The organism is Microbacterium sp. Se5.02b (assembly GCF_019464375.1).
GTDB lineage: Bacteria > Actinomycetota > Actinomycetes > Actinomycetales > Microbacteriaceae > Microbacterium.
The window spans coordinates 3400422-3418319 of record NZ_CP080491.1 but is presented as its reverse complement, the minus strand read 5'-3'; the positions used below and the strand labels follow the sequence as shown (position 1 = coordinate 3418319).

Below are 17898 nucleotides of genomic sequence, written 5' to 3'. Positions count from 1 at the left end.
GTGTGTTCTCGGTCACGCCGCGTCCTGCGCGGTGGAATCGGCTGTGGCGGGCGTGGTCTTCATGCCTCGCGGCAGGAAGAGCGACAACAGGATGGTGGCCACCACCGAGATCGCGATGCCGAACGCGGCGAGGATCGGGAACAGCGGTGTGAGCACCAGCTGCACGACGAGTCCGACGACGACGGCGATGGTCAGGATGCGCGGCTGCGGATTGCCGGCGATCATCTGCACGACCACTCCGCCCATGACCGCGGGCAGGACGAACGTCTGGATCGACGTGACGACGTCGGCGGGGATGACATTCAGCACCACGGTGCCGAGGATGCCGACGAAGATGAGCAGGCTGATCAGGTGCGCGGCCGCGGCGCCGCAGATCGCGAGCACCGCCGCGAGCTGTCCGCGCTTGGTCTCGGGCTTGGCGCCGATGGCGGACTGGGCGACGATCGCGGAGGGCAGCAGCTTGTTCGAGATGTTGCCGATCATGAACGCCTGGTACATGCTCGCTGGGCCGAGGATCGGGAAGTACGAGAGCGGTTCGATGAACCAGATCACGCCGAACGCCACGGCGATCGCCAGCACCCCGCTCAGGACGGCGACCGGCTGGACGCCGAGCTGGGCGGCGACGATGGCGGGGCCTCCGATCATGACGATCATGGCGGCGATCATCGTGAGGCGACCCCAGCGGGAGGTCGTCTTGTCGAACGCCGCCCAGGCGACGCTCGCGCTGTCATCGGTCATCGGTGAACCTCCAGGGGTGCGGTCCGTGGCGGTCATGCGATGCCCGCCTTGCTGACGAGGACGCCGACGGTGATGCCGACGACCAAGGAGATGCCCAGTGCCCACTCCCGCAGCCACGAGGCGCCGGTCGCTTTCGCGATCCACAGGCAGACGCCCATCGTCGCGCCGCTGGCGAGGACGACGATCGTGGCGGCGAGGCCTCTCTGGAACTGCTGGATGCCGAAGGTCCCGAATGCTCCGAAGAGAGCGGCGGTCGGGATGATCGCCATCGCGGCGGATGCTCTCGCGCTCGTGCCTGACTCGAGCTTGCGGTTGCCACGCTTGAGCAGCGGCGTCGCGATGAGCGTGACGAGCATCCATCCTGCCCCGGCGAGGGCGATGCACAGCAGGACCGTCGCGAAGACGGCCTGCGTGTAGCCCGCGCCGCCGAGCTCTGCGCCCTGCGTGCCGGACGCGATGCCGGCGGCGGCGACTTCGAAGGCCGCCGAGCCGATCAATCCGATGCGGGTGAGGACTCCCGGTGTGCCGAACACGCTGATCAGCGTGATGGCGATGAGGGCGACCGCCAGCGACGGGCCGATCGCGGCGATGGCGCCGGACCGGAACGAGGTCTTGACGTCGGTCTCCGACATCCCGACGGCCGGTGCTGCTCTGCGTACGGCGAAGAAGTAGATGACGGTCTGGAGGGCGATCACGGCGAAGACGGCGACGGCGCAGATCCAGAGGATCGGCTGATTCGCAGCGCCGAGGATGTCGGTCGAACCGGGGTCGAGCGTGGCGGCAACGTCGCTCATGGCGAGCTCCTTCGAGGGATGCGATCGAACGTGTTCTCCATAATGGACACTGTCCGATTACGGCGACAGACCTCTCGTGTTGCGGGCGTGTAACGAATCAGGATCTGCCTCGGTGTCTCGGATTCCTCTTGTATGCAAAGTTCTTGTGTGCAAGGCTTTCGACATGACGCCGCACGCGCTCGACGACTCGCTCTGCCACGCGTTGTACACGGCCACGCAGGCGACGGTCCGGTTGTATCGAGACCTCCTCGCGCCGTGGGGGCTGAGCTATCAGCAAGTGGTCCTGCTCGCGGTGCTGTGGGACCAGGGCGAGCTGACCGCCGGGAAGATCGCCGAGCACCTGCACCTGGACTCCAGCAGCGTGACGGGATTGCTGACACGCATGGAGACGGCAGGTCTCGTGGAGCGCTCGGTCGACGCGGCGGACCGGCGCCGGGTGCTGGTGCGCTCCACCGCTCGAGGCCTGGCGATCCGCGATGAGCTCGGGTGGCTCGAAGACTGCATCGCCCGTGCTCTCGGCGTCGAAGCCGACGAGGCGCGTGACCTCCTGGCCCGGTTGAGCGCGCTCCGCGAGAGCGTGAAGGCGTTCCCCCCGGACGACGTCCACTCTGACGCAGGACGGGAGTCTGCGCTGCAGACCTCATGACACCCAAAGGAGACACCATGGAGCTGAACCCCATCCCCGTGACCACCCTGAACGGAGCACCGACGACGTTCGGCTCGCTTTCCGACGGCAAGGTGGCCCTCGTCGTCAACGTCGCTTCGCGGTGCGGGCTCGCCCCGCAGTACGAGAAGCTGGAGCAGCTCCAGCGCACCTACGCGGAGCGGGGGTTCACCGTGATCGGCTTCCCCAGCAACCAGTTCCTTCAGGAACTCGGCTCTTCCGAGGCGATCGCCGAGTACTGCTCGGCGACGTGGGGTGTCAGCTTTCCCATGACCGAGAAGGTCCGGCTGAACGGCAGAGGGGCGCACCCCCTCTACAAGGAGCTGACGACGGTCGCCGACGACGAGGGCAAGGCGGGAAAGGTGACGTGGAACTTCGAGAAGTTCCTCGTGCACCCGGACGGACGTGTCAAGCGCTTCCGTCCTCGCACCGAGCCCGATGACCCGAAGGTGGTCACTGCGATCGAGGAGTGGCTCGACGTCGCAGAGTGAGGAAGACGCCCGGCGCCCCCGGGCGTCCTCCTCGATCAGGGGAGCGCACGACGGGGGCGAAGCCAAGCCGCGGTCAGCGCGATCGCGACGAGGGCGGAGACCGGTAGCCAGAATGGTGCGGTGCCGACCTCGGGAGACCACCCGCCCGCGCCGATGAGCACGACGAGCGCGGCGACTCCGAGCGCCCCACCCAGCTGGTTCACGACGAACAGGATCGTGCTTCCGGACGGGATGAGGGGTGCGGGCAGGACCCGGTAGATCGTCGAGACGGTCGGGCTTCCGATCGAGCCGAGGCCGATGCCGATCGCGAGGGCGATTCCCGCGTAGTGCCACAGGGGAGTGGACGCTCCCGTGGTGAGCAGCGCAAGGAAACCCGCGACTCCCAGCCCGGCGCCGGACCAGACCAGGATCCGGCCGTCGACACGGTCGCTGAGGCGCCCGGCGACGGGCATCGCGATCAGGGTGCCGAGTCCGAACGGGAGCATCAGGAGGCCGGCCGCCGTCGCACTGAGCCCGGCCACGCCCGTGTAGTAGAGGGGGAGCCCGAAGAACAGCGGGTAGATGGCCGCGCCCATGAGCGCCATCACGGTCACCGCAGGACCGAATCCTCTGGCGCGGAAGGTCGCGAGGTTCACGATCGCCCGGTCGCCCCGCCGTCGCGCCCAGAGCACGAATCCGACGAGGAGCACGATGGCGGCGGCGAGGGCAGCGATCGTGATGCCGTCGAAGCCGGATGCCGACGATCCGCGGGACAGTCCGTACAGCCCGAGCATGGTGGCGAGTGCGAGCAGCAGCAACCCCGGCAAGTCCAACCGAATCGTGTCGCGCGCCTGCCCGCGCAGGACGACGAGCGAGCCGAGCAAGACCATGACGGCGATGACGGCGGTGAACAGGAACGTCCAGCGCCACCCCAGCGAGTCGATGACGATGCCGCCGAGCGCGGGGCCGGCGAGAGGCCCGACCGAGATCACGGCGGCCACGCTGCCCATGACGCGACCTATGCGTTCCGGCCCCGCGAGCTGCGCCAGGGCGGTGAGCATGACGGGTTCGAGCGCGCCACCCCCAGACCCTGGACCGCCCGGGCCGCGGTGAGCGCACCGAAGTCGCCGGCGAACGCGGACATCAGCGACCCGACGGTGAACAAGCCGACCGCGACGAGCCAGGTGGCGCGGATGCCGTAGCGGACGCTCGCCCAGCCGCTGACGGGGATCGCGATACCCGCGGCGAGGAGGAATGCGGTGGTCACCCACTGTGCGGCGTCCACACCGGCGTCGAACTCCGACACCAGATCGGGGACGGCGACGCCGACGACGGTGGTGCTCAACACGGCGAGGACGCCGCCGGGCACGAGGACGGCTGCGGTGGCGCCGAGAGAAGCGGGAGGCCTGGTTGACGTGTCAGTACGAGTTTTTGTACGCATGAGTACAACTGTACTCCCACGTATAGTCCGTGCGACCGCGAAGTACACTGAGGACATGAAGACGGCGACCGGATCACGCGTGGACAAGGGCGAGGCGATCCTCGCGGCCGCACTGATCGTCTTCGGGCGGGACGGGTTCACCGACGGCACCGTCGACGAGATCGCGCGGAACGCGGGGGTCGCCAAGCCCACTGTCTACAATCGCTTCGGCGACAAACAGGCGCTCTTCACCGCAGCCGTGAAGCACGGCTCGCAGCAGGCCAACGACCGTGTGCTCGAGGTGATCGCCTCGCTCGATCTGACGCCCACGGATCTTCGGAAAGAGCTCGAGCGGTTGGGCCGCGCCCTCGTCGATTGCGTCTCGCACGCCCATGGCGCCGCGCTCATGCGCCTGCAGTTCGCGGAGCGGACGCGATTCCCGGAACTGCTCGACGGGATCAGGGACTCGAATCGTGCGCGCACCATCGACGCGCTCGCCGGAAAGCTCGCGCAACTGTCCACGTCCGGATACCTGCGACTACGGGACGCACCCCGCGCCGCACGGCAGTTCATGTCCCTCGTGACGGACGATGCCCTGTCGGCGAGCGGATTCGGCGGGCGCACGCTCGCCGAATCCGAACTCGATCAGCCCGTCAAAGACGGCGTCGACACGTTCCTCGCGGCGTTCGGGCCGCGGGAGTCCGACCTCGGGTCCCGCTGACGGGTCGCGAGCGCCCGCCAGGGCGAGGCGGTGCTCACTGCACGAACCACGCGGCGACAGCCATGCCGATCGCCCCCAGCCCGGCCACGGTCGCCACCGCGCAGCCCCACCACGGTGAGAGGCGGCGTCGTCCGGCTGTCGGGTGCAGGCGTGGGGGTCGGGCTGTGCGAGACATGGATTCCTGGTTCGCGTCATGATCGGAGCTGCGGGCGAGGGCGCCGATCCTCGCGTCACGGGATCAGGCCTCTCGCAGGGGCATGTCGAGCAGTGGCGATATATCCCCCAGAAGGAAGACGCTCAGCGGGCCGATCCATTACGCGGCTCTGACGGACCGACGTCGCGGAGCCGCACCTGGTCGAGGAGACTCCGCGGCGGGATCTCATCCGACAGCCGGGCCAAGGTGCTGGCCGCATTCGAGGCTCCGCACGCCACACCCAGTGCCAGATGGGTCGGCCACGACGCGGTGGACCTGGCGACGATGCTCCAGACGAGTCCCGCGGTGAATGCGTCCCCCGAGCCCACCGCGCTGCGCGTCGCTACGGTCGGAGCATCGATGGCCCAGGAGGTGGAGGCGATCTCCGCACGCACAGGCTTCGAACCGTCGGTGATGATGACCGCTTCGGTTCCCCGCGCGCGCCACCCGCGTATCAGCTCCGCCTGGTCGACCCCCTCTCCGGCTGCGAGGTCGGCGATCTCGTCGCGATTGACCTTGATGATGTCCGGCGCTGCGGCGGCGCCATGACGGAGCGCCGCCCCGTGGGCATCGAGGAGGGTGCGGATGCCACGTGCACGAGCGGCGTCGATCCAGGTGGCGTAGAAGTCGGCAGGGATCCCCGGAGGCAGGCTGCCGGTGCACACCAGCATCGCCGCGCCATCGAGCGACGACATGGCGAGGTCGTGCAGCTCCGACGTCTCGTGCGAGCTGATCGTCGGGCCCTGCGCGTTGTACACCGTGGCGCCGTCGGGTCGTGACTCGTCGACGAGGATCTCGTTGACGCGCGTCCATCCGTCGACCGATGTGGTCCGGGAGACCAGCCCTTCGGCGGCGAGCAGCTCGGCCTGGAGATCACCGGTCGGACCTCCGAGCGGACCGACGAGCACGGCGGAGACCTCGACGTGTTCGCCGTCGTCGACAGGGGCGAACGCCGGTGTCTGCAGCTGGGCGAGCACGCGCGCGACGTTGACGCCCTTTCCTCCTGCGAGGGTCTCGCTGCGCATCAGCCGATGCACTGCACCCGGACGGTTCTCGTCCACGACGAGCAGCCTCTCGATGGCGGGGTTCAGGGAGGCGATGACGACCTTCATGCGATGCGGTCTCCTACGGTCGAGGTGGCGCGGGTGTGTGATGCTCGGGCGAGCTCGGCGGCGCCGACGGCCGCAGCCTCCCGCAGCGGACTCACCCGCAACGGCAGGTTCCACAGGCGTTCACGGTGACGCACCAGTTCAGAGCGCTGGAACAGCGAGCCCGTGAGGGCGATGGAGTCCAGAGGCGCCTCCGCGATCGCGGCCATCGTCCGCACCGTGTCGCGGATCTGCACGGACAGATCGGTGAGGCATGCGCGCACGATGTCGTCGGGCCTGGTCCGCTCTTCGACGCCCTCGACGTCGAAGAGGTCTTCCGCGCGCCCGTGCAGGTCGTTCACGCGGAGGTGCACCTGCGGAGGCGAAGGGAGGTCGACATCGATGGCGGCCATCAGGCGGTCGAAGTCCCCGTCGACGAATCTGTCCGCGAGCTGCTGGAGTATCTTCCCCGTCGGCAGGCCCCACCCGAGCACGTACTGGTCCGGCATCCATCCGCGTTCGACGTCCGCGCCGAAGGCATGCAGGCGCTCATCGAGCGCGAACGCGCCGCTGGTGAGCATGACGTATTCGGCTGTGCCGATGGCGTCCACGGCGGATGCCCCGTCGTGGACGGAACTCGCATATGCGGCCATCACCTGGTCATGACCTCCGACGTACACGGCGGCGCCGTCGGCGATCGGGACTCCGGGAAGCGCATCAGGGAGCAAGGCGCCGATCCGAGTGCCGGGGTGTGCGATCTCCGGGAACAGACCGGCCTCGATGTCGACGAGATCGAGGCTGGCCTGGTCGGGTTCCAGAGTGAGGAGGTCGAAGAACTGGCTGTGCGTCGCCTGGGTGGAGCTGAGCGCCCATCGGCCGCTCAGCTGGAACGTGACGAAGGCGCCGAAGTCCACCCAGCGATGCGTGTGCGCCCAGACATCGGGGTGGTCGGCGCGCAGGCGTGCGATGCGGTCGGGGGACTGGTTGTCGCGGAAGCGCATGCCCGAGGTGCGGAAATGCTCCACGGAGTCGAGGTGCTCCACGGCGGCGGCGTGCAGGGTTCGCTCCGGCCAGCGCTCCCACCAGGCCCGCGACCCCGTCAACGGGGTTCCGTGGTCGTCGACGGGGAAGGACTCCTCCTGGCCGAAGGATCCGACCGCGACACCGGCGAGGAGTCCTCCGCCGACATCCTGCACGGGCCCATGCGCGTACGCGCGGACGAGGTCTCGGACACAGTCCCAGATCTCGCCGCCCTCGTGGAAGGTCGCGCCGTCGATGAGGTTCACCGGGGTGCGGGTTCTGAGGGGATCGAGCTCGACCCCCTCAGCGGTGACACCGACGACCTTGACGTGCGTGGTGCCGATGTCGATGCCGAGGAACCACATCCGTCAGACCGAGACCTCGGAGACCAGGACGTCGTGGTGCACGACCTGGCGCAGACCCGCGAGGACGCCGGCCGGGTCTTCCGCGCGGAAGACGCGGCGACCGAACATGACTCCGGCGGCACCGGCCTCGATGGAATCGGCTGCGAGCTGGAAGGTCTCCTCCGGGGATTCTCCGCCGGGGCCACCGGCGACGAGGATCGGGGCGAAGCACGTCTGTGCCACGGGGGCGAAGCGTTCCACCGAACCGTTCCAGATCACCTTGACGATGTCGGCGCCGATGTCGGCGGAGATGCGGCAGTAGAGGCTGAGCACCTCGGGGAGAACGCCTCGTCGCCCTCTGCCTCGAGCGCGGACCGGGGTTCGATGATGACGGCGAGGCCGAGCCGCTCGGCGTCGCGGACGATGCGGGCGTTGCGCTCGATCTCCGCACGCTCGAGAGTGCTGTCGCGCTGGCCGAGATAGAGGTACGTCATCACGGCGTCGATACCGGAGGCCGCGACCTCCTCCATGGTCGCGAGCTGTGCGAGCACACCCTCACTGCGTCCGTCCGTGCCGGGGGTGTAGATGCGGCGTCCGTGGTTCTTCCAGTCGAGGTGGAGGACCAGTCCGGGGCGGCCCCGACCGACGAAGAAGTCCTCCGTCAGCGGCACCATCCCGGGAGACACCATGACACCGTCGGCGAGATCGATCTGAGCGAAGACGTCCGCGATCTCGGCTCTGGTCTTCAGGCCGGACGGCGGGCCGCTCATCACGCCGTGGGAGGCGGCGACGACCACGCCGCGCTGGGTCGAGGGGTTCAGCAGACGGCCGAGGCGGATCTTCTTGCCAGTGCGGGAATCCATGGGGATCCTTTCATCGGTGGGCCGGTGCCCGCGAGCACCGGCCCACAGGGTGGGGTCAGGAGGCGGGGCAGTCGAAGCTGTAGAGGTACTTCTGGATCTCAGGATCGTCGAGGTTGTCGGCGGTCGCCACCAGTGCTCCGGTGGTGATGACCTCTTCGACCTCGTCGCCGTTCAGCGCGTTGAACGCCTGCTCGGCCGCCTGGACACCCTCGTCATAGGGTTTGAGCACGACCTGGGCGAACACGTCTCCGTTGCTGATCTGCTCGATCCCCGGAGGGTTCGCGTTGAAGCCGACGACCTTGACGGTGTCCTGCATGTCGGCGGACTTGAGAGCGGCGACCGCGCCTTCGGTGTTGAATGCGGCGGTGCTGAACACACCGACGAGATCGGGATTCGCGGCGATGGCCGCCGACACGATCGACTCCGCCGTCTGGACGCTGTTGTTGGAATACTGCTGCCCGAGGTACTCGAGGCCGTCGACCCCGGCGATGGCCTCGGCGAAGCCGGCCTCGCGCGCATCGGTCGTCGTCACGCCGGCCGTGAGGTTCACCGTGATCACCGAGCCGGTCTCGTCGCCGAGCGCCTCGGCCAGAGTCTCGGCGGCGACCTTCCCGGCCTCTTCATTGTCGGAGCTGACCTGTGAGACCGCGATCGACGGGTCGTCGAGAGTGGTGTCGACGAGGACGACCGTGATGCCGGCCTCCACGGCTTCGCGCAGCGGCGCGTAGAGAGCCTTCGAGTCGGTGGGGGCGATGATGATGGCGTCGGGACTCGTGGCTATCACGGACTGCAGGATCGGGATCTGGTCGGTCGGGCTGAAGCTGTTGGGAGCCTGCACGTCGACGGTCGCGCCGTTCTCGTCGGCGACGGCCTGCACGCCGCACGCGACCGAACCGTAGTAGGCGTCGTTGGCGACGCCGGGGATGAGGGCGATCGAATAGGCGTCTCCCTCTTCCCCTCCGCCGTCACCGTCTCCTGCGTCGCCGCTGGAACAGCTGGCCAGCGCGACGACCAGCGTGGTCGCGGCAAGGACGGCACTGACCTTGCGTGTTGCGTTCATGGTTTCTCCTCGGTGGATGTCATTGATCGGGTGGATGGGCTATTTGCGGGATCGTCGTCGCAGCTGGTCGAGATAGACGGCGGCCACGAGGACGATGCCGACGGCGAAGTCCCGCCAGAAGCTGTTCAGGCCGACGATGACGAGGCCGTTCGCGAGTGTGGCGGGGATGAGGGTTCCGACCACCGTGCCGATCATCGTGCCGACCCCGCCGAAGAGGCTGGTTCCGCCGATCACGACGGCAGCGATCACGTTGAGGTTGTCGGTGGCGTGTCCGGCGAGCGTCGTCGTGCCGAACTTCGCGTAGCTGAGGATCCCGGCGAGTCCTGCCAGCATGCCGGCGATCGCGTAGACCTTGAGCAGGTGGCGGTCGACGTTGATGCCCGCACGCCTGGCCGCTTCGGCGTTCGATCCGACGGCGTATGTCCGCTGGCCGTACCGGGTCGCCCAGAGGATCAGTCCACCGATCACCGCCACGAGCACGGCGATGATCACCAGGATCGGAATCCCGGCGATGCGACCGAACCCGATCGTGTCGACGAGCTCCGTGGGGATGTTCTTCATGTCGTTGCCGTTGGTGATGATCTGGGCGAGTCCCTGGGCCGCGCCGTACGAGCCGAGCGTCGCGATCAGCGGCGGCACACGCAGCTTGGTGATGACGAGTCCGTTCACGCATCCCCAGGCCGTGCCGGCGAGCAGGGCGGCGCCGATTCCTGCGATGCTCGCACCCCACCCCGCGCTGCCGAACCACTCCATGACCTTGCCGGCGATCACGCCCGAGAACACCAGGACGGATCCGACCGAGAGGTCGACACCGCCGGTGATGAGCACGAACGTGGCGCCGACCGCCATGACGAGCAGCAGTGCGGCGTTGATGAGGATCTGGGTGAAGTTCTGCGGGGTGAAGAACGACCGCGGATCGAGCACGGCGAACACGATGACGATGAGGATGAGGATCGCGGTGATGTCGGTCGCCGAGCCCAGCAGCCGAGGCATCCGGAAGCGGCGGCGTGTGGTGTCGTCGTCGGCGTCCGGCAGGGTGGTGGTGTCTGTGGTCATGCTGCGGCCTCCTGCGTCCAGGCGCCGGTCATGGCGCCGACGATCTGTGCGTCGTTCGTCTCTGCGGTGACCAGCTGCGCGACGCGGCGACCGAGTCGCAGCACCTCGACCCGATCGGCGACCTGCATGACATCAGGCAAGCTGTGGCTGATGAGGATGACCGAACGTCCGGACTCCTTGACCCGTCTGATGAGCGCGAGCACGGCCTGCGTCTGAGGGACTCCGAGCGCTGCGGTCGGTTCGTCCATGATGACGAGCTTGTCCGCCCATGTGACGGCGCGGGCCACGGCGACGCTCTGCTGCTGACCTCCGGACAGGTTGTTCACGGGTGCCCGGACGTCCTTGATCTTCACGTTGAGGTCGGTCAGCACCTTGCCGGCCTCCTCGCGCATCGACCGCCGCGCCAAGACACCGAGGGTCCCCAGCATCCCCGGCATCAGACGCTCGCGTCCGAGGAAGAGGTTGGAAGGGGTGTCGAGATCCGGCGCCAGGGCGAGGTCTTGATACACGGTCTCGATGCCGAGTGCCTGCACGGCCTTCGGGTGCCAGCCGGCGATCGAGCGTCCTTCGAAGAGGATCTCGCCCGTGTCTGGCGTGTTCACGCCGCAGATCGTCTTGATGAGGGTGCTCTTGCCCGCGCCGTTGTCGCCCATCAGCGCGACCACCTCGCCGGGGAAGATCCGGAAGCTCGCGCCGCGCAGCGCCTGCACCGCGCCGAAGTGCTTCGTCACATCGCGCGCTTCAAGAAGAGGTTCAGTCGTCATTGTCGGGTGCCAATCTGCATTGATCAGAATCTTGATGATTGATAGTACGCAGAGATTTGTCGAGAAAACAAGGATTTAGCCGAGGAGAATTCAGTAGACGGAATATTCAACTCTGTGTATGGTGAACGCATGAGCTCGCTCTCGCGTTCGCTCCGCGCCGACACGGTCGTCGGTGCCGCAGCGGGCGCCAGGCGCACGCACGATCCGGACAGGGAGACCCGCAATGACCACGACCAATGCCACCGACGCACTGCTGGATGCGCTGGGGAGCGCGCGGTGGATACCGCCGCGGTCGCTCTCGACGCCGCCAGTCATGACACCTGGCCGGTGTCGACCGTCTGGCAGAAGCTCGATCGGCACCCGCATCGACCGGACGTCGTCGTCCGCGTCAGCACCGTCCGCGAGATCGTCGAGGTCGTCGACATCGCCCGCACCTCCGCGACGCCCCTCACGGTGCGCGGCCTCGGATCCTCCGTCACCGGACAGCCGCTCCCCATGCACGGCGGAATCGTGATGGACCTCTCCGGCCTCGGGGGAGAGCCCGTCCTCGATGAGACCGACGCCACCGTCACGGCCCCCGCAGGGGTCATGGGCGGCGACCTGGAGACCTGGCTCGGAGAGCGGGGCTATACGCTCAACCACTTCCCTCAGTCGCTGTATCGGTCCACCATCGGCGGCTGGATCGCCACCAGGGCCACCGGGCAGTTCTCGTCGCGCTACGGCGGGATCGAGAACCTGGTCGTGTCGTACGAGTGCGTTCTCGCCGACGGGTCGATCGCACGTCTCGGTCAACGCCCCCGTGCGGCGATGGGGCCGGACCTCAAGCAGTTGCTGATCGGCTCGGAGGGGACCCTCGGGATCGTCACCGAGGTGACGCTCAAGGTCTTCCGTGTTCCTGAGGCGCGCTTCATCGAGGCGTTCACCATGCCCAACGTGGCGGCGGGCATCGACGCCATGCGAGAGATGTCGCAGGCCGGGCTGCGGCCGTTCCTCGTGCGGTTCTACGACGCGGACGAGGCGCGTCACGCCGCTCCCGATCGGGAGGGTGATGCGCCGGTGCTGTTCCTCGGCGCGGAGGGCGTCGAGAGCGTCGCCCGCGCGGAGTTCGCCGAACTCTCGCGGATCGCCGAGGCGTGCGGCGGATCTTCGATCGGCAGCGGGCCCGTGGAGGCTTGGCTCGGACGACGGTTCGACTTCTCCACCGTGGAGCGACTCCTCGCGGAGAAGGGCGGTTATGCAGAGACGGTCGAGGTGGCGAACATGTGGAGCCGGCTGCCGGCGATGTACGCCGAGATGAAGGAGGCGCTCCGACCGTTCGCAGACGAGGTGCTCGGACACTTCTCGCATGTGTACGACCAGGGCTCCTCGCTCTACCTGATCCTGCTCGGCCGTGCCGACGACGACGAGACCGCGTTGGCCCGCCTCGAGGCGATCTGGTCGACGGCGATGGAGATCGTGATCGCCCACGACGGCGAGGTCTCCCACCACCACGGCGGGGGCCTGGCACGTCAAGCGTGGGTGGCTCGTTCGTTGGGGACGGGCTTCCCCGTGCTCGAGAAGCTCAAGTCCGCGCTCGACCCCGACGGAATCCTGAATCCCGGCAAGCTCGGGATGTGACCGTGCGGCAGGACGCGACGGCCGTTCGGATGGCGACGGCCACGCAGTGGCGTCAGAATGGGGGATGCCGCCCGCCTCCTCGACATCGAAAGCCGACGTCCGAGCCGTCCTCGCGCGGGTCCTGCTGACACGCGAGGTCGGTCAGCGCATCCCCACGGTGCAGGATCTTCAACACACGTCGCGTGCCGGGGCCGGAACCGTGGTCAAGGCGTTGCGCAGCCTGCAGGACAGCGGGGCGGTCACGTTGTCGTCGCACGGACACCAGGGCACGCTCGTCGTCTCGCGCAACGTCGGGCAGCTGTGGCGCGAGGCGCAGCTCGGCAACTTCTCCCTGATCATGCCGCCTCCGGGTCCGGTGGAGCAGCACGGGATTCTGGAAGCACTGCAGGAACCCCTCGCGCGACAGGGTGTTCCGGTCGTCGTCAGTGCGCTCGCCGGTGCTCGTCGCCGGCTGGAGCGACTCCACCTCGAAAGCGCCGATGCCGTCGTGACGTCGGCCGGTGCGTTCGAACGCCACCGGGACGACTTCCCCGGTCTCCGATCGCTCGACCTCGGCGAGTCGACGTTCTACTCACCTGGATCGCTCGTCGTCGTCGAGGGCCCGAAGCCCGTCAGGGGCGCCGGCTGCGCGTCGGCATCGACCGGGCGTCGCACGACCATCAGCTGCTCACCGAGACCGAGTTCGCCGACCGCGACGTCGAATTCGTCGACTGGCGGTTCGTGTCGGCCCCGGCCGCAGTCCTCCGGGGGCGAGTGGACGCCGCGATCTGGCACGCGATGCCGACCGTGATCTCGCCGGAGCTCGCGGGCCTGAACGTGAGGCCGCTGCGAGACAGCACCCTCGAGGCCGTTCGCGATGTGACCAGGGCGGTGCTCGTGACCCGCGAACTGGACGCGGGGGTCAACGCACTGCTCCGCTTCGTCTCGCCCGCAGATGTCATCAAGATCCAGGAGCGGCTGCTCCGTCTCGCAGCCAGCGCCGAGTCGGAGACCGAGTTCTGGCCGAGGTGACGCCGACGAGGTCGGATCAGCGCAGGGAGTATCCGCCGTCGACGTAGAGGGTGGAACCGGTGGTGTAGCCGTTCGTGAGCAGGTGGATCACGGCATCCGCGACCTCGCCTTCCCGCCCGGGTCGGCCCAGCACCGTGTCGGCGCTGAACTGTGCGAATGAGGCCGCTCTGACGGCTTCGTCGCGATTCGCCCACAGGTTGCCGTCGATGGTCCCGGGCGACACGGCGTTCACTCTGATCGGGGCGAGTTCCACCGCGAGGCCGCGCGCGAGGCCTTCGATCGCGGCATTGGCGGCGACGTAGGCGGGGGCGGCGGCCGGTGGTCGCACGCTGGCGGCTCCCGACATCAGCACGATCGACGCGTCGGACGAAAGTCGATCCAGCGCAGCGCGGACGACGCGGTACTGGCCCCAGAACTTCGATTCGAAGGGCGAGGCCGCGTCGGTCGGATCGAGGTCCCGCATCGGTCCGACGACGTACTCGGCGGCTGTCGTGAAGATGCCGTCGACCACGGGGATCGACGCGAAGAAGGCCTCGACCGATGCGGAATCCGACGTGTCCACCGTCTGCCACCGTGCCCCCTCGCCCAGACGCGCGGATGCCGCTTCCAGGCGAGACGGCGTCCGCCCGCCGAGGACCACGGAGCCGCCGAGCGCGATCACGCGGCGGGCGACCTCGAACCCGATGCCGGAGCCGCCGCCGATCAGGACGACGACGCGGTCCTGCAGGCGGGGAGAGGATCCGCGCCGTTCATGCGCGCTCCTTCGCTGACATCGCCGTGCCCGCATCGACGCGGGCGACGACGATCCCCGTGTTCGACTGCGGGTCGTCCATCGCGACCAGGGCGTCGATGGCGCCCTCCAGGTCGACGACCGAGCCGAGGAGCAGGTCCGGTCGCAGCCGTCCGTCGCTGACCAGATCGAGCAGCGCGGGATAGTCCGCGCCGGGCATGCCGTGCGAACCGATGATCTTCAGTTCCCAGGCGATCACGCGGCCCCACGGCAGAGCCGCTGCCTCGTCGTCGCCGAACATGAGGCCCACCTGCACGTGCGTGCCGCGGCGCCGCAGACTGCGGATTGCCGTCTGCGCCGTGGTCGCGGATCCGATCGCATCGATCGTGACGTGCGCGCCACCGCCCGTCGCGCGACCGACCGCCTCCTCCGTGTCGGCGTCCCTCGCATCCACCGTGTGGGCGGCACCGAGCGCGCGGGCGCGTTCCAGTGCGGCCGGAGAGACGTCGACGGCCGTCACGGTCGCGCCGAGAGCCGTGGCGATCATGACCGCCGACAGGCCGACTCCGCCGCACCCGAACACCGCGACCTCGGTGCCCTCGCTGACCTGACCGTGCGCGGTGACGGCCCGATAGGCGGTGGCGAAACGGCACCCCAGCGACGCCGCGGCGACGGCGTCGACGCTGGCGGGGATCGCGACGAGGTTCGTGTCCGCCGCGCGGACCACGACGTACTCGGCGAAAGAGCCCTGGTGGGTGAAACCCGGCTGGGTCTGGTCCGGGCACACCTGCGCCTGCCCGGAACGGCACCATTCGCATCGCCCGCACCCGTTGACGAAGGGAGCTGTCACGCGATCGCCCGGCGCGAAGCCCCGCACTTCGGCTCCGACCTCGGCGACCACGCCGGCGTACTCGTGCCCTGGCACGTGCGGGAGCGCGACGGGATCGTGTCCCCGCCACGCGTGCCAGTCCGACCGGCACACCCCCGTCGCCTCCACCCGCACGAGGGCTCCATCGGGCGGGCACTCGGGCGTCGGGATGCGGGTGATCACCGGGCGCTCGCCGGTGCGGTCATAGACGACGGCGCGCATGTCGAGAGGAGGCATGGATTCATTCTGCGGCCTCCCGCGAGGCGGGTGAATGTGCAGAACGCTGATCCGGGCGGGCCTGCCGCCGCACTGTGCACATCCGGTCTGCGCAGCGAGCCTTCCGGTACGGGCCGACTCAGGGGTCGACGACCTCGAAGGTCATCTCCTCCGGTCCCGGTCCCCACGGGTCGAAGATGATGTCGGGGTCGTAGACGTCGAGCGGACGCTCCTCCGCTGGTCCCCAGAACCCGTCCGCATCGAGTGCGCGGAAGGTGAACCAGTACCAGCCGCGGGAGTGCATCCGCAGTCGCTTCACGGCGTGACCGGTGTCGTCGAGCGGGAAGATCGCCGTGTGCCCCTGCATCGTGGTGATGTAGATCGAGCCGTTCGCGGGGCCGGTGGCGGCGATCACCAGGCCGGTGGTGCTCGCCTCCGCGATCTGCATGTCTTCGGTGCCGACGATGTCTTCGAAACCCTCGATCACGATGGGGAGGATCGTGAAGCTCCCCGCCGTCGCAGGAGATTGCCCTGCATCATCGAAGGCCCACGCCTGGTAGTCGTACGTGCCGGCAGCGAGTTCGAGGGCGCGCGGGTCGAAGGACCAGGCCCCGTCGGGTGCGACCTCCGGCGTGTAGCGGGCGCCGTCGACGTCGACCCCGACGGCGGAGCCGGGCGTGGCCACCCCGGTCAGGACCGGCGCCAGGTATCCGGACTGCGTGGCGGGCGTCGAGACTCCGGGGCTCAGCGTCGAACCGGGACTCTCTCCCGGGCCAGGGGTCGTCCCCGGCGCGGTCCCCGGGCGTGTGGGGCTGAGGGGCACGGGGGCGTCGGGGTCGTTCACGAGGTCGACGGAGTCGATCGTCGGATCGTCGTTCCAGCGGCCGGTGCGCGAAGTCGGCGGGAGTGTGGCCGGGACTGGCGCCGGCGTCGCATCCGTGCCGGCCGGGGCACCCGCGCCGGGACGAGCGGGCGCTTCGACGGCGGACGTGGTGTCGGTCTCCGCGACGGCGGGCGCGGCGGCGATCGGCGCACCACCGGGGAACAGCAGGGTGCTGAGCAGGAGCGTGCCGGCGGTGAGCACGCCCACCCCGCCGGCGAGAAGAGTCGTGACGCCGACCCCGGCGCCCGTGGCGAGGATCGCGACGGCGGCCGCGGCCGTGCCGGGAGCGAAGGCGCCGGCCGACGGCACCACGACACCCAGGGCGCCGAAGCCGACCGCCGACAGGGTGACCCCGTGCAGACGTCGGGCGTCGCTGCGCAGAGTGAGGAGCAGCTCGCCGCACGAGTCGCACGACGACACATGGTCGGCGACCTCTTGCGCCACGGTCGCGTCCTGCGGCTCCGCGAGATGGCGCGGGAAGAGGCGCGCGGCATGCGCCTCGTCGTCGCGCAGCCCCGCCGGAACCTGCGCCGTGAGCCAGTGCACCTTGAGTCCTGTGCGGGCTCGGCGCTGCAGGGCGGAGACGGCGTTCGGCTTGATGCCGAGTTCGACCGCGATCTCCGGGCGGGGCATCTCGGCGACCTCGGTCAGCCACAGGATCCGCTGCCACCGTTCGGGGAGCGCCTGGAACGCTCCGAGGAGCTGATGCGCGTTCGATCTGCGTTCGACGATGCGGAGCGCGTCCCGGAAGTCGACCTGATCCGCCTCGACGGTGTCGTCGATGTGCTCGGCTTCCTTCCGCCACCGGATCGCCGTGTTGCGGATGACGGCCTTCAGATACGAGCGGAACGCGAACTGCGGTCCTGCGCTCGTCGTCGTCACCTGCTGGTAGACGGCGACGAAGGCCTCGGAGACGAGGTCTTCGGGGTGGGACGGGAGCAGTCGATGCGCGTACCGCAGCGCGGCGCCGACATGGCGTTCCCACAGGGCTGCGTACGCGGCCTGATCGCCTTCTCGGAGTGCACGAAGGAGCTCGGCGTCCCCACGAGAATCTTCCACGCCTTCCCTTTCCAGAAGAACGCCCGCTCATCTCCGACGAGCAGTCGACCGCAGTGTGATTCCCGCGATCGATCAGATTTGAATGTGCCTTCAATATTAGGGTGGACCCGACGCCTCCGGAGGTGCGGAGACAGTCAGCACGTACCCCTCCGCCCACGCGATCCGAGCGAGATCGAGCTTCGAGCGCGCAGGGCGCCCCGGCATCGAGAGCTTGTCGCGGACGCGTTGCAGATACTTGCGCGCGGTGTCGTGCCGCACGCCGATCCGCTCCGCGACCTCGGCGATCGTCAGACCCGATGCGTACAGCGCGAGCACGCGC

At 68.8% G+C, this 17898-nt stretch carries 21 protein-coding genes and 1 pseudogene; 6 read left to right on the top strand and 16 right to left on the bottom strand.

Annotation, left to right across the window (positions count from 1 at the left end; genetic code table 11):
- Positions 1-12: 12 nt before the first annotated feature.
- Entirely contained in the window at positions 13-738 is a 726-nt protein-coding gene (locus tag K1X59_RS17125; RefSeq protein ID WP_183150928.1) for a hypothetical protein, read from the bottom strand.
- A 32-nt stretch (positions 739-770) separates the two neighbouring features.
- Positions 771-1532, bottom strand: coding sequence for a DUF5058 family protein (locus K1X59_RS17120; protein WP_183150927.1), 762 nt, complete (start codon positions 1530-1532; stop codon positions 771-773).
- 163 nt (positions 1533-1695) lie between these two features.
- Between K1X59_RS17120 and K1X59_RS17115 the strand changes: the two genes are divergently transcribed.
- Both K1X59_RS17115 and K1X59_RS17110 read left to right on the top strand, forming a co-directional pair.
- Entirely contained in the window at positions 1696-2178 is a 483-nt protein-coding gene (locus tag K1X59_RS17115; RefSeq protein ID WP_183150926.1) for a MarR family winged helix-turn-helix transcriptional regulator, read from the top strand.
- A gap of 17 nt (positions 2179-2195) precedes the next feature.
- Positions 2196-2687: a glutathione peroxidase gene (locus K1X59_RS17110; RefSeq protein ID WP_183150925.1), complete on the top strand. Its 492-nt coding sequence runs from the start codon at positions 2196-2198 to the stop codon at positions 2685-2687.
- Between the two features lie 35 nt (positions 2688-2722).
- Here K1X59_RS17110 and K1X59_RS17105 read toward each other — a convergent pair whose 3' ends face one another.
- Positions 2723-3727, bottom strand: coding sequence for an MFS transporter (locus tag K1X59_RS17105; protein ID WP_183150924.1), 1005 nt, complete (start codon positions 3725-3727; stop codon positions 2723-2725).
- Positions 3685-4107: an MFS transporter gene (locus K1X59_RS17100; protein WP_183150923.1), complete on the bottom strand. Its 423-nt coding sequence runs from the start codon at positions 4105-4107 to the stop codon at positions 3685-3687. The genes K1X59_RS17105 and K1X59_RS17100 overlap by 43 nt, the downstream gene beginning before the upstream one ends.
- Before the next feature lie 55 nt (positions 4108-4162).
- Between K1X59_RS17100 and K1X59_RS17095 the strand changes: the two genes are divergently transcribed.
- Positions 4163-4807: a TetR/AcrR family transcriptional regulator gene (locus K1X59_RS17095; RefSeq protein WP_183150922.1), complete on the top strand. Its 645-nt coding sequence runs from the start codon at positions 4163-4165 to the stop codon at positions 4805-4807.
- Between the two features lie 34 nt (positions 4808-4841).
- Here the strand turns inward: K1X59_RS17095 and K1X59_RS17090 are convergent, their stop codons facing one another.
- From K1X59_RS17090 to K1X59_RS17055, 8 genes are all read right to left on the bottom strand, one after another.
- Positions 4842-4982, bottom strand: a complete 141-nt coding sequence (locus K1X59_RS17090) for a hypothetical protein (RefSeq protein WP_183150921.1) — start codon at positions 4980-4982, stop codon at positions 4842-4844.
- 122 nt (positions 4983-5104) lie between these two features.
- Positions 5105-6112, bottom strand: coding sequence for a 1-phosphofructokinase family hexose kinase (locus K1X59_RS17085; protein WP_220173614.1), 1008 nt, complete (start codon positions 6110-6112; stop codon positions 5105-5107).
- Positions 6109-7473 carry an FGGY family carbohydrate kinase gene (locus tag K1X59_RS17080; protein WP_183150919.1) on the bottom strand — a complete coding sequence of 455 codons (1365 nt, stop codon included), beginning with the start codon at positions 7471-7473 and terminating at the stop codon, positions 6109-6111. Before K1X59_RS17080 ends, K1X59_RS17085 begins: the two co-directional genes overlap by 4 nt.
- A gap of 3 nt (positions 7474-7476) precedes the next feature.
- Complete coding sequence (locus K1X59_RS17075) at positions 7477-7785, bottom strand: class I fructose-bisphosphate aldolase (RefSeq protein ID WP_202045328.1); 309 nt, start codon at positions 7783-7785, stop codon at positions 7477-7479.
- Positions 7728-8315: a hypothetical protein gene (locus K1X59_RS17070; protein ID WP_202045326.1), complete on the bottom strand. Its 588-nt coding sequence runs from the start codon at positions 8313-8315 to the stop codon at positions 7728-7730. The genes K1X59_RS17075 and K1X59_RS17070 overlap by 58 nt, the downstream gene beginning before the upstream one ends.
- Positions 8316-8370: 55 nt before the next feature.
- The gene (locus tag K1X59_RS17065) at positions 8371-9375 is read right to left on the bottom strand and encodes an ABC transporter substrate-binding protein (RefSeq protein ID WP_183150918.1); all 1005 of its coding nucleotides are present in this window, start codon (positions 9373-9375) and stop codon (positions 8371-8373) included.
- 39 nt (positions 9376-9414) lie between these two features.
- Entirely contained in the window at positions 9415-10431 is a 1017-nt protein-coding gene (locus K1X59_RS17060; protein WP_183150917.1) for an ABC transporter permease, read from the bottom strand.
- A complete protein-coding gene (locus tag K1X59_RS17055; RefSeq protein WP_183150916.1) occupies positions 10428-11195 on the bottom strand; it encodes an ATP-binding cassette domain-containing protein in 768 nt (255 codons plus the stop codon). The genes K1X59_RS17060 and K1X59_RS17055 overlap by 4 nt, the downstream gene beginning before the upstream one ends.
- A 129-nt stretch (positions 11196-11324) precedes the next feature.
- Between K1X59_RS17055 and K1X59_RS17050 the strand changes: the two genes are divergently transcribed.
- The 3 genes and pseudogenes from K1X59_RS17050 to K1X59_RS21885 all read left to right on the top strand — a co-directional run bounded on the left by K1X59_RS17050 (position 11325) and on the right by K1X59_RS21885 (position 13823).
- Positions 11325-12812 carry an FAD-binding oxidoreductase gene (locus K1X59_RS17050; RefSeq protein WP_220173613.1) on the top strand — a complete coding sequence of 496 codons (1488 nt, stop codon included), beginning with the start codon at positions 11325-11327 and terminating at the stop codon, positions 12810-12812.
- 64 nt (positions 12813-12876) lie between these two features.
- A pseudogene (locus K1X59_RS17045) lies at positions 12877-13401 on the top strand (YhfZ family protein); the annotation flags it as partial.
- Positions 13353-13823, top strand: a complete 471-nt coding sequence (locus K1X59_RS21885) for a YhfZ family protein (protein WP_258567233.1) — start codon at positions 13353-13355, stop codon at positions 13821-13823. The pseudogene K1X59_RS17045 and the gene K1X59_RS21885, both read left to right, overlap by 49 nt.
- A gap of 16 nt (positions 13824-13839) precedes the next feature.
- Here the strand turns inward: K1X59_RS21885 and K1X59_RS17035 are convergent, their stop codons facing one another.
- The 4 genes from K1X59_RS17035 to K1X59_RS17020 all read right to left on the bottom strand — a co-directional run bounded on the left by K1X59_RS17035 (position 13840) and on the right by K1X59_RS17020 (position 17894).
- Positions 13840-14610: an SDR family oxidoreductase gene (locus tag K1X59_RS17035; RefSeq protein ID WP_220173611.1), complete on the bottom strand. Its 771-nt coding sequence runs from the start codon at positions 14608-14610 to the stop codon at positions 13840-13842.
- Positions 14573-15643: a zinc-dependent alcohol dehydrogenase family protein gene (locus tag K1X59_RS17030; RefSeq protein ID WP_220174224.1), complete on the bottom strand. Its 1071-nt coding sequence runs from the start codon at positions 15641-15643 to the stop codon at positions 14573-14575. Before K1X59_RS17030 ends, K1X59_RS17035 begins: the two co-directional genes overlap by 38 nt.
- 133 nt (positions 15644-15776) lie before the next feature.
- Positions 15777-17579, bottom strand: coding sequence for a sigma-70 family RNA polymerase sigma factor (locus K1X59_RS17025; RefSeq protein ID WP_183150914.1), 1803 nt, complete (start codon positions 17577-17579; stop codon positions 15777-15779).
- A 96-nt stretch (positions 17580-17675) separates the two neighbouring features.
- Positions 17676-17894 (bottom strand): hypothetical protein, encoded by a 219-nt coding sequence (locus K1X59_RS17020; RefSeq protein WP_183150913.1) that lies wholly within the window; start codon positions 17892-17894, stop codon positions 17676-17678.
- Between the last annotated feature and the right edge of the window lie 4 nt (positions 17895-17898).